At 50.0% G+C, this 11,576-nt stretch carries 11 protein-coding genes; 9 read left to right on the forward strand and 2 right to left on the reverse strand.

Annotation, left to right across the window (positions count from 1 at the left end):
• Window position 1 precedes the first annotated feature (1 nt).
• The 8 genes from HHO50_RS18770 to HHO50_RS18805 all read left to right on the forward strand — a co-directional run bounded on the left by HHO50_RS18770 (window position 2) and on the right by HHO50_RS18805 (window position 9,213).
• The gene (locus HHO50_RS18770; protein ID WP_181308363.1) at window positions 2-2,494 is read left to right on the forward strand and encodes a TraG family conjugative transposon ATPase; all 2,493 of its coding nucleotides are present in this window, start codon (window positions 2-4) and stop codon (window positions 2,492-2,494) included.
• Between the two features lie 32 nt (window positions 2,495-2,526).
• Window positions 2,527-2,961 carry a hypothetical protein gene (locus tag HHO50_RS18775; RefSeq protein WP_181308365.1) on the forward strand — a complete coding sequence of 145 codons (435 nt, stop codon included), beginning with the start codon at window positions 2,527-2,529 and terminating at the stop codon, window positions 2,959-2,961.
• A gap of 40 nt (window positions 2,962-3,001) precedes the next feature.
• Window positions 3,002-3,616, forward strand: coding sequence for a hypothetical protein (locus tag HHO50_RS18780; RefSeq protein WP_181308367.1), 615 nt, complete (start codon window positions 3,002-3,004; stop codon window positions 3,614-3,616).
• Between the two features lie 19 nt (window positions 3,617-3,635).
• Window positions 3,636-4,676, forward strand: coding sequence for a conjugative transposon protein TraJ (gene traJ / locus HHO50_RS18785; RefSeq protein ID WP_181308369.1), 1,041 nt, complete (start codon window positions 3,636-3,638; stop codon window positions 4,674-4,676).
• 15 nt (window positions 4,677-4,691) lie between these two features.
• Window positions 4,692-5,315 carry a conjugative transposon protein TraK gene (gene traK / locus HHO50_RS18790; protein ID WP_181308371.1) on the forward strand — a complete coding sequence of 208 codons (624 nt, stop codon included), beginning with the start codon at window positions 4,692-4,694 and terminating at the stop codon, window positions 5,313-5,315.
• 442 nt (window positions 5,316-5,757) lie between these two features.
• On the forward strand, window positions 5,758-7,032 hold the full coding sequence (gene traM, locus HHO50_RS18795; protein WP_181308373.1) for a conjugative transposon protein TraM: 1,275 nt from the start codon (window positions 5,758-5,760) through the stop codon (window positions 7,030-7,032).
• Window positions 7,033-7,055: 23 nt separating this feature from the next.
• Window positions 7,056-8,009 (forward strand): conjugative transposon protein TraN, encoded by a 954-nt coding sequence (gene traN / locus HHO50_RS18800; protein ID WP_181308375.1) that lies wholly within the window; start codon window positions 7,056-7,058, stop codon window positions 8,007-8,009.
• Window positions 8,010-8,430: 421 nt separating this feature from the next.
• Window positions 8,431-9,213 (forward strand): hypothetical protein, encoded by a 783-nt coding sequence (locus HHO50_RS18805; protein ID WP_181308377.1) that lies wholly within the window; start codon window positions 8,431-8,433, stop codon window positions 9,211-9,213.
• 881 nt (window positions 9,214-10,094) lie between these two features.
• On the opposite strand, the gene HHO50_RS18810 is transcribed toward HHO50_RS18805, so the two are convergent.
• Window positions 10,095-10,313 carry a hypothetical protein gene (locus HHO50_RS18810; protein ID WP_181308379.1) on the reverse strand — a complete coding sequence of 73 codons (219 nt, stop codon included), beginning with the start codon at window positions 10,311-10,313 and terminating at the stop codon, window positions 10,095-10,097.
• 135 nt (window positions 10,314-10,448) lie between these two features.
• On the opposite strand from HHO50_RS18810, the gene HHO50_RS18815 reads away from it, so the two are divergent.
• Window positions 10,449-10,817 (forward strand): hypothetical protein, encoded by a 369-nt coding sequence (locus HHO50_RS18815; protein ID WP_181308381.1) that lies wholly within the window; start codon window positions 10,449-10,451, stop codon window positions 10,815-10,817.
• Between the two features lie 528 nt (window positions 10,818-11,345).
• Here HHO50_RS18815 and HHO50_RS21060 read toward each other — a convergent pair.
• Window positions 11,346-11,576 (reverse strand): hypothetical protein (locus tag HHO50_RS21060; RefSeq protein WP_219921588.1); only part of this gene is annotated, 231 nt, incomplete at its 5' end.

Raw genomic sequence — 11,576 nt, forward strand, 5'->3', positions numbered from 1 at the left:
TATGGGCATTGTATACAAGTCGGATACCCTCGAATCGAAACTGCCTTTGTACAAGGTGGAGCACGATTGTATCATCAACAAGTTTGCGGAGATCACGGTGTGCTTCCGGGTGGACCTGAAGGAGATTTTCACCCTGTCCCAACCAGAGTATGAAAGCCTACACCAATCGTGGATCAAAGCCCTGCGGATCCTTCCCAAATACACCATCGTCCACAAGCAGGATTGGTTTGTGGAGGAAAGGTACCGTCCGGATTTCGGCCAGGAGAATTTAAGCTTCCTGGATCGGGCCTTTGAGCGCCATTTCAACGAGCGCCCCTACCTGCACCATTACTGCTACCTCTTCCTGACCCTTTCCTACCCGGAGAAAGCCCGGAAAAACAGCCTATGGGGTTCCCTCGTGCGGGGAAAGCTCATCCCGAAGGAGATAGACTCGCCCCAGGTCCTCACTGCCTTTTTTGACACGGTCAGCCAGTTCCAGCGCATCCTGACCGATGGTGGGGCGTTGGGCCTGGTCCGCCTGACGGAGACGGAGATCCTGGGCTCGGCGGGAAAAGCGGGGATCATCGAAAAATACCTGGCCGTGAGCCAAAAGAACCGCCCTATGTTGTCCGACCTTGATTTCTCCCAGGGCCTGCAGATCGGGGCGAACCATTTCAACCTGTTCACCCTCTCCAACCTGGATGACCTGCCCGGCGCGGTCAGTACCGAGAAACGGTATGAGCGCCTGAGCACCGATAAGAGCAGCTGCCACCTGGGGTTTGCCTCGCCGGTGGGGTTGCTGCTGTCCTGCAACCATCTCTATAACCAATACCTCTTCCTCGACGACCACGCCGAGAACCTGCGGGAATTCGAGCGCAAGGCCCGCAACCTGAATTCCCTGGCGTTGTATAGCCGGGAGAACGCCGTCAACAAAGAGTGGTACGACCAGTATCTGAACGAAGCCCTCAGCTTCAACCAAACCTCGGTCCGGGCGCACTTCAACGTGCTGCTGTGGTCGGAGGACCCCGAGCAGCTGAAAGAGTACCGCAACCTGACCTCGGCGGGGATTGCGGCCATGGACTGCAAGCCCCGCCTGAACACCAAGGACCTGCCTTCCCTGTACTGGGCGGGAATTCCCGGGAATGCCTCCGATTGCCCCAGTGAGGAAACCTTTTACACGTTCCTGGAGCAAGCCTGCTGCTTTCTCAACCACGAGACCAACTACCTTTCCTCCAGCAGCCCGATTGGGCTGAAAATGGTGGACCGTATGAGCGGCAAGCCCATTCTGGTGGACATCTCCGATGAGCCGATGAAAAAAGGCTACACCACGAACCGGAACAAATTCATCCTGGGCCCCTCGGGCTCCGGTAAATCCTTCTTCACCAACCACATGGTGAAGCAATACTATGAACAGGGGACCCATGTGCTGCTGGTCGATACCGGGAATTCCTATTTAGGGCTGTGCCACCTGATCAACCGACAGACGAAGGGACAGGATGGCGTGTACCTGACCTACACCGAGGAAAACCCCATCAGCTTCAACCCTTTCTATACCGAGGACGGGCTGTTCGACATTGAGAAGAAGGAAAGCATCAAAACCCTGATCCTGACCCTCTGGAAAAAAGACACCGATATCCCTACCCGGGCCGAGGAGGTCGCCCTGTCCAACGCGGTAAACTACTACCTGGTGGCCCTGCGGGAAAGAACGGAGATCAAGCCCGGCTTCAACACCTTCTATGAGTTTGTGAACGGTGCCTACCGCAAGATCCTGGAGGAGAAGAAGGTAAGGGAAAAAGACTTTGACCTCGACAACTTCATCAATGTCCTGGCCCCCTATTACGAAGGGGGGGAATATGACTACCTGCTCAACTCGGAGAAGGAATTGGACCTTTTAAGCAAGCGGTTCATCGTCTTTGAGCTGGATAACATCAAAGACCATAAGATCCTGTTCCCGGTGGTGACCCTGATCATCATGGAGACCTTTATCAACAAGATGCGCCGCCTGAAGGGGGTCCGGAAAATGATCCTGATCGAGGAGGCTTGGAAAGCAATCGCCAAGGAAGGGATGGCCGAATACATCAAATACCTCTTCAAGACCGTCCGTAAGTTCTTCGGGGAGGCGGTGGTCGTGACCCAGGAGGTGGACGACATCATCCATTCCCCCATCGTGAAAGACACCATCATCAATAACTCGGATTGTAAGATCCTGCTCGACCAGCGCAAGTACCTCAACAAGTTCGACCAGATCCAGAACCTGCTGGGCCTGTCCGAGAAGGAAAAAGAACAGGTGCTGTCCATCAACCTGGACAACAATCCCCGACGCCGCTACAAAGAGGTGTGGATCGGGCTGGGAGGGGTCAAGAGCGCCGTGTATGCGACCGAGGTTTCCCCGGAGGAATACTTTACCTACACGACCGAGGAAACCGAAAAAGTGAAACTGCTGGAATTGGCGGAGCGGAAAGGGAATATGGAGGCAGCGATAACGGAAATGGCGAACCTCGCCCGAGCCAGTTAAGTAACTACCTGTATAACTTAACTTCTGGACCCATGAAAAAGCCCCAATTGCAAAAAGCCAAACAATATGTCGTAGGAATGGCCCTCTCTCTGCTGGCCGCCTGTTCCTCCCAACCCGAAACAGCGAGTACGACGACAAACCCTACTGCTGATACTAGCTCAGAGCCAAACAAGGAAGGTTCCTCTGGCCCAAACCAGAAATTACCGATGGCGACTGATGATGCTGATAAATTTATTGGTGAATGGAAATCGGTACAAAGTGAGGGAAGAGATCATACCATAATAACACGCAACGGGGAAAACTTCCTGATTCAACAAGGTAAAAAAACGGTACCTGGGGTTTGGGATGAAGAAAACAACATCATTCGGATGAATGTAGGGATGCCCATGGACATCATGTACATCGAAAATGAAGATATGATTGTGTTTGGCAGTGGTGGCAAATACCGCCGGGTGTCGGAAAAATGACAACGTAATGCATAGAGGAAAAATTTAGAATGGAAGAAGTATGAAAAAGGTAATTTTCATGGGGGCGTTTTGGGCACTTTTAAATTTCACCGCCTCCGCGCAGTTTGTGGTGGCCGATCCGACGGCTTTCTCCCAACGGGCTCTGCAACAGATCACGAACATCACGGAACAGATTCAGCAGAAATACGAACTGGTCCGGACCTTCAAGGAAACCTCCAAGATCTACAACCAGGGAAAGGAGTGGTATGATGGCCTGAAAAGGGTGAGCACGACCGTGGCGGAGTACCAGAAAATCTACGAAACCCTGCAACTCACCGCGGAGATCGTGGATCTGTACGGCACGAACATCAGCCGTTTCCGGATGGACAAAAACTTCTCCCCGGCAGAGGTGGCCTACATCACCGATGGGTACGGCAAACTTTTGGCGGAAAGCTCCCGCCTGGTGGACGACCTGAACCTGGGGGCGAAGGCGAGCAGCCTGAGTTTGACCGACAAGGAACGGCTGGACATGATCAGCACGACCTTCGAGAAGGTAAGGCAGCACAAGGCGCTGGTCCAGTATTACACCAACAAGAACATCTCCGTCTCCTACCTGCGCGCGAAAAAGAAAAACAATACCGAGGGGGTGCTGCGCTTATATGGCTTAGCCCAGTAACGAAGAAAAGGATACCGGTATGAACAACGAATGGGTAAGCCTACATGAAATCCTCCGGCAGCTTTATGAGGAAATGCTGCCCTTGTGCGGCTCCCTGATCGGGGTGGCCCGGGGAATCGCCGGGTTGGGGGCCATCTTCTACATTGCGAACAGGGTGTGGCGGCACATGGCCAACAACGAGCCGATTGATTTTTACCCTTTGCTTCGGCCCTTCGCCATCGGCTGGTGCATTATGCTTTTCCCGCTGGTCATCGGGGCGTTGAATGGCATTCTAAATCCGGTGGCCATGGCTACGGGCGCCCTGGTAGACACCCAGAACGTGCAGGTACGGGAATTTCAGGAACAGCTGACCAAACTGGAGGAAGCAGGCATGAAAAAAGAGGGGAAGGGCTGGATGGTCGATGATGAAGAATTCGAAAAGAAATTAGAGGAATTAAACCCTATTGATGTTGGTGGAATGGCCGGAATGTATACGGAACGGGCCATGTACCAACTACAAACGAATGTACGAGAATGGTTTAAAGAAATTCTCATTGTGCTGTACGAAGCGGCCAGCCTGGTACTGGACACCATCCGGACCTTTTTCCTGATCGTCATGGCGATCATCGGCCCGATCTCTTTCGGTTTGGCGGTTTTCGACGGTTTCCACGGCACCCTGACCAACTGGATAGCCCGGTACATCAATGTGTTCCTCTGGCTTCCGGTCGCCAATATCTTCGGGGCCATTATCTCCAAGATCAATGTGCTCATGCTGCAGAAAGATATTGCGGACCTGCAGAGCGGCGGCGATTTCGATGCCACCAACACGGCGTACCTGGTTTTTCTGCTGATCGGGATTTTCGGGTATACCTGCGTGCCGACGGTGGCGGGGTGGATCGTGCAATCCTGCGGCGGCGGACGGTTCATGACCAGTATCACCCATGCCTCCTCCAGTGCGGTCGGAATCGCCGGTTCTACCGCCGGAGCCGGGGCAGGGGCGATTGCCGGACGTGGTGTGACGGCCGCCAAGAATCTAGCGGATGCCCCGAGCCAGGTCATGGCCGGGTACCGAAAACTTTAAGGAAAGGGGAATAATATGCAATTTAAGAGTCTATCCAACCTGGAGACCAGCTTCAAACAGATGAGGCTGTTCCTGCTAATCTTCATCGGCCTGACCTTTTGCCTGTCGGTCTATGTCGTGTACATGTCCTTTAGCTTCGCCAAGAAGTCCCGGGAGAAAATATACGTCCTGGACAATGGCAAATCCCTGATGCTGGCCATCTCCCAGGATATGAAGCAAAACCGGCCGGTGGAGGCCAGAGACCATGTGAAGCGCTTCCATGAACTCTTTTTCACGTTGGCCCCCGACCAAAAGGCCATCGAGTACACCATCAACCAGGCCCTGTACCTGTGTGATGAGTCCGCCCAGGAGGCATATGCCAACCTGAAGGAAGCCGGTTACTTCTCCAGCCTGATCGCGGGGAACGTGAGCCAGGAAATCAGGGTTGACAGCGTCCTCACCAACTTTGAGGAATATCCCTACACGGCCCGCTGCTACGCCACCCAGACCATTATCCGGTCTACCTCCGAGACCAAGCGCTCCCTGGTCTCCCAATGCCAGTTGCGCGATGTTTCCCGGAGTGACGATAACCCGCACGGGTTTCTGATGGAGAAATGGCGCGTCTTGGAGAACCGGGATTTACAGGTGACAGCCCGGTAGCCATGCAAAGCACCCCTTTGGATTGGGTGAAATCCCGATGGGAGACCCTCCAAGGATCCCTGGTCGGATACCTGGAGCAAAAGGAAAGGGGCTTGACCCTCCGACGGAAGAAGATTTACTTTTTCCTGTTTGTCTTTTCTTTCGGGGGCTTCTTCCTATACAGCTTGGTCTCCGGCTTGGCTGGGTTTGGCAGTACGGAATTCGGGGTAGCCCCCCTCAAACGCCCCCTTGTCAAACACCAGACACCACCGCCGGATTCAATTAAGTAAGATAAGCAAAGAGTCTTTGGCTGGTACCTCCGATGATTCCCTGGGCAATGGATCAGGCGTTGCCTGGACCTAAGCTGACGGAGGGTTTCTATGCCTGGCAGAATCCAGGTGACCGCCATTCTATTAGATGCCCAAGGCACGTGATATACATCTTAATTTTAATACCCCAACGTATGGATACCTCCTCAATTCAGCACTCTCCGGAATTCCTGCACAAGCGAAAAATGGCGGTGATGCTGCCGGTGTTTGTGGTCCCGTTCCTGGGAATCATCTTTTTCCTTTTCGGTGGTGGCACCCCGGCGGCCAATGCGACGCTGCAGGCCAGCGGGCTGAACACGGAAGTCCCGAAAGCCACCTTTAAAACCGCTATCAGCGACAAACTGACGGCGTACCAGCAGAAAGAAAAACAGGATGCGGATGCGGAAAGGATGCGTTCCCTAGATGAGTACCACGTGAGCCCCGTTTCAGCTTCCCCTGGCTTGGATACCGGTGCCGTAGCCCCAGAAGCCAGGGGGCTGGCCTATTTCCCCGCGCCTCGCTCTGCTCCCCGGTCAACTCCCAGCTATGACCGCCGGGAGTACGAACACCTGACCGGCAAGGTAAACGACTTTTACCGGACCCCGGCCAATACTTCCTCCCTTTCGGAGGCGAAGATGAACCGGTTGCTGGAACTGATGGAAAAAGAACAGAACGGGAACCCCAACCCGGTAGACGTGGAGCGGGAACTCAGAAACAACCAGTACCTGCAGTACCTCCAACGCACCCTGGCCAGCGGCCAATTTGCCGGGGAAAAGCCCGTACTGGCCAGGCAGGACACGGTCGTACGGAAACCCAAAAGAAAGCTGGTGGAGGTGGCCGGGCACCAACCCAAAGTAGTGAACCGCCTGCCCCAGGGAAGGGGAGGGGAGGGGCAACCCAACCGGCAGCAGGGCAATTCCTTCTATTCGCTCGGGAGCAGTGACGGCCAGGTCAGCGGCAATACCATCAGCGCCGTGATCCACAGCGACCAAACGGTGGTATCCGGGGCCACGGTGAAACTGCGCCTCTTGAACGATCTCCAGCTGGAGGGGACGCTCATCCCCAAAAACACCTTTGTCTACGGCGTCGCCTCGGTCAAGAATGAGCGCCTGGACATTACGGTGGAGAACATCCGGCACGGCAAGGATATTCTGCCGGTCGCGATGATGGTATACGACACCGACGGCCTGCTCGGGGTCTCTATCCCTGGTTCCCTGAACCGGGAAGCCGGAAAGCAAGCTATGGGCTCTATGGCCTCCAGTGGCAGTTACAACGTGACGATGGCGCAGGGGGTAGGCGAACAGGTAGCCATGCAGGCCGCGCAGGGCGGCATCAACGGGGTGAAGGCCTTGGCCTCCAAAAAGGCGAGGCTGGAGAGGGTCCACGTGAAAGCCAATTACCGGGTATACCTGATCCCCGAGAATTTATAATTCAAATCTTAACGGTAGCATCCATGAAAAAGCATCTCTTTTCCCTTGGTATATTCCTTTTGGCGGGCGTATCGGCGCTGGCCCAGAACCGGCAGCCCTTCAAAGACACCCAGCTGCTGAAATCATTCTCCTTGGGGGTATCTTACGCCAAAACGGTCAACCTGATTTTTCCCAGCGGGGTGCACAGCGTGGATTTGGGCTCCGGCTCGGTAATTGCCGACAAGTTCTCCGGGGTGGAGAACGTCTTGCGCGTCAAAGCCAATGCCAAGGGCTTCCCGGAAACCAATCTTTCCGTGATCACAAAGGATGGTAGGTTCTACTCTTTTCACGTGCGTTACCAGGAGGAACCGGCCTCCCTTACCTATCAGATTGAAAGGGGAGACAATACCGGCACTTCCAGCCCATCTTCTGTCCAGGCCCTAGGGAAAGCAGCCCCGGTCGCCTTAACCGCCTCGCTAACGACGGCACCCGTTACGTTTGAATCGGCCCACATGAACGAGGCGGAACTGGCATACTATAGCCATGAAATTGCGCAGCGAAGCGATTATATTTCCGGGATTGGCATGAATAAAAACAAGATCAACTTTGGGGTAGATGGGATCTATATCAAGGACAACGTCATGTTCTTCCCTATCAGCGCCAAAAATAAGAGCAACATCAACTATGACATTGATTTTATTAAATTCTATGTCCGGGACAAAAAGCAGCGCAAGCGCACGGCGGTTCAGGAAACGGAGGTGACGCCGATCTTCGTCTATCCGGAAGGGCAAAACACCATCCTGGGGCGGTCCGAGCTGAAGCGGGTGTACTGTCTAGAGAAATTCACCATCCCGGATAAGAAAATCCTGTTGGTGGAGATGTTTGAGAAGAATGGGGGTAGGGTGATGACGATGGAAATGAACAACAGGGACATTGTCAAGGCTTCGCCCGTCAACTTCAGCAAAAGGCAATCAGCGATTAATGCTATAAAGCATTAGGGAGAAAATAGATATGCCTTAACCGCCTGTTTTTGTTTGATTTCCAAAAATATACAGGCGATAGCTTGATTGGGTACCTTGGGCGAAGGGGAACCAAGTTCTTCTCTAAGCGTCGGGAGGTAGCAAAAAGGAAGTAATTTCTTTATTGCTACCTCATTTATTTTTAGGATTTGCTAGACTTGAAGCAAAAGTAGGCGGTTGAACCTGCGCAGACAAGCAGCAAACCAACTAATTGAAGCAGAGATTATTTTGAAGTAAAATACTTATCTTGAACAAATGCTTACCGGATTGTATATAGTATCTTAGGAAAGCGAATTATGATTGCTTGTTCATTAGTAATGAACTGTATGGTTAAAGTGAAACATAAGTAAACAACTACAGATGTTAAGTCTAAGAAATAGTCTATGTAAATGAATATAATATGAAAATAATTGGAACCGAGAATGAAGAGTATCCAGTAGAATATCTAGAGAATGGTGCTTCTTTTTATGATTACCCTGAAGATAAGATATTTCAATTTCCAGCAGTTGATGGCAGCTTAATTAAATTCTATTATGCTGGATTGACAATTTACAAGATGGAAACAATACCAAATGTATCTGAATCCCCAAGAGTGTATTTTCAATGGAAAGAGAAATGGTACAAAATTTTCATTTCAAATAATTCAAAAGATATTCAAGAGTTGTTTTCAGGTGAGATAATAGATGTCGTTGAAGGAACAACTTTAGTTGAAGAAATCAGGAAAAGGTCAATGACAAGCTTTTTACAAGCTGGAAAAGAAGAATTCAAGGGATTATATAATGAATTAGGACTTGATAGGGATGAGTTTTGGGCTAAAGTATATCGTTTAGGGGTAAGATTTACCCGTGAGGAATCAGAAAAGATAATCAATTATTATGATAAAATAAGAAAGGAAAAGGCTTCTACTAGAAGGAGGATAAACATAACTCCTAATTCTTTTCGTCCAAGGCTTGATGATTTTAAAGAATACGGATTTAAGATCAACTTATACCCTCCTGGACTAGTAAATCATGAACTGTCATTAATTATATATCATAGAAAAAGTGATGGATATACTTTAAAGCATCTTAAACCTAACCCAAGTATAGAAGGGGATAGAAACAACTTGATTGTGCAGTCGCATGAATATGATATTATTTCAAATCAAATTAAGTTGATTATAGATAAAAGAGATAGAATATAAAAATCCAGCGATATTGCAAACCACCCAGCAGCTGGCAAGGAAGAGTGCTCGCAAGGTTCAAAAGCCGTTGAAACGACAGTTCATGGCATACGACAGACATTCAGCCTGCCATGACACGAAATCACTTTGTGCATCTCAGATGGGAAAGCCTCTTTGCTACACCCTTCTTATTAGTGGAGTGCAACTTTCCTAGTATGCTGAAAGTACATTTGCGTTACGAGTAAGCCCAAGGCAAACTGCACCAAGATGAAGGTAACTAGCCGAATCCTTGGTACCTTGCGCTTCAAAATAAGTGTTTCCCTAAGTCATTGAAAGAACCCTGCTGCTTGGCTCCTCCTAGGGTTGGGGGCAAACGCCTCCATTCTACCAGGATATCAAGCCTTCTCTCATCTAGGGGAGTTACTTTCCAGTCTATCAGGTGTCCTTAGATCATGGCGTAAGCGCTGCAGATGATGGAATAATTGATACCTTATTTCGGACTGGTTGAGCCTTCCTTCAACCGCTTGCGGGAGGCAGGCTAATTCTAAATTGGTAGAGTAAATCATAACTTTTTGGGCTTAGTAGAACATTGTTTCCCTAAGAACAGAAATGATATTGTCTAGGTTAATATCAAACAGATACTTTATTTCCTTGTGCGCTAACATTAGTCAACGCCCTATTCTTAAAACCGTATTTAACGCCATGCACAAGAAGGACCGCAGAGAATGGTACTGGCACCGCATGAAGCCTAAGCTGATATTGGGGTGGTAATCGCTGCATTATTCGCTCTGTCAATCTATTAGAGAGTGTGATCAGGTAATACCCTAAAAGTCATAGCATTTGAGGTATTCAGAAAAAAGTCCTGAATAATAAAGGCTTTCTGTTGTCTTGAGTGGCTTGCCTTAGTGTTTACTATTGTCCACTATGCGGAATACCTTGCCGTGCACATCCCTTACAGTACAGGCAACAGGGCGCACTTCGTAAGGTGGCTCAAGGCTTCTTACACTATACACCTTCACTTCCGGATAAACTCCAGATTCATGTGTGTGATTGATTTCAAACTTTGCTAACTGCAGATCAAATTCTTCCTCAGGTACTGTTTTATAAACTACCTTTTCCATAACGTAAGTTGTTGGTTGAGGCCTAATGTACAGAAAAGAGGCAGTTGTTAATGACCATCCAATAAGCTACTTGGCTAAAAGAGTGAATTCTTATAACCTCATTAGCAACTCCTCTTTCCTGTTTACCTTTGCCCCGTGAGCGACATCAAGGCAAACCACATCAGGACCAAACATAATGATTACCTCACCTGGTACCTGGAAGGATCCCAGCACCGGGATGGCGTGTACTTTGCCAATGGGTACCCCCCTCTAGGCAGCAAGTACAGCAAGGTCTTCGAGGGATCGGTGCACAGCGTAAAGCCCGCCCTGGCCAAGCAGTTCCTGGACAGGCACCCGGGCCTCAATGGGTACGCCTCCACCGGTTGGATGAACTACCTCAACCTAAGGGAGAAGAGCCCCTACCCAAATGACGTGCTGGGCAGCTTCCGCAGCGCATTAGAGTTGTTCAAAGCGCAGTATGGCTATGAGGCGGAATGGGTGCTGGTATTCAGCGTGGGGAGATAGTGATTGTGATTGAATAGTTTTCGAAGAAATAACAGAGGGAAATAGTTATCACCACACAGATTCCATAGGCGGTTTGTATCCACCGTTCACGGCGCTTTCTTATCTCATCATCCTCAATGTAGATATAGTTTGAGGGAGTAAATACTTGGAAGAGAAGATACCAAATGACGGAGCTGACTATGAAATATAGGTACATGGTGCTTTAGGCACATGGTGTTTGAAGAATTTGATCAACTTACAAAAATCTCCTACTCCTAGTTCTTCCGTAATAGGATCTTTGCAAGTATTTACTTTTGCTTAACAAAACCGTGCTTATCAGTCGGCAACCCACACGTTGATGCCTCTATCATCCTGATAAGCACCGAAGGGAAAATCATCTACAGCGGATCGGGTGATTCCGGGCTGTCTGAGGCCTGCCAGATCCTAGACAAGGAATTAGGTCAGTGATACATAAAAGGTATTGAAAAGGGCTGCTAGTCCCCTTTGCAGCAATTATTTGATAGCCGTCAGTCAGATGTACTGGTAGCCCTATCTGATTGACACTTTTGGATGCTCGACGGCTTTTCTATAGGCTTCTTTGAATTCTGACTCAGTGATGGGCTCACCGACCTCAAACTGGCACCAGGTACCGGTTAGGCCACTAGTGTCAGTGATATAATTATGTTCCACGCTTATAATTGGGAATTCAGGGTTCAGGAAGTTTATCACCACCTGATAGCCATCCTTGGTCTTGCCATCACCACCATGTACTTCATAATA

Source organism: Rufibacter sp. XAAS-G3-1 (assembly GCF_013623775.1).
Taxonomy (GTDB): domain Bacteria; phylum Bacteroidota; class Bacteroidia; order Cytophagales; family Hymenobacteraceae; genus Nibribacter.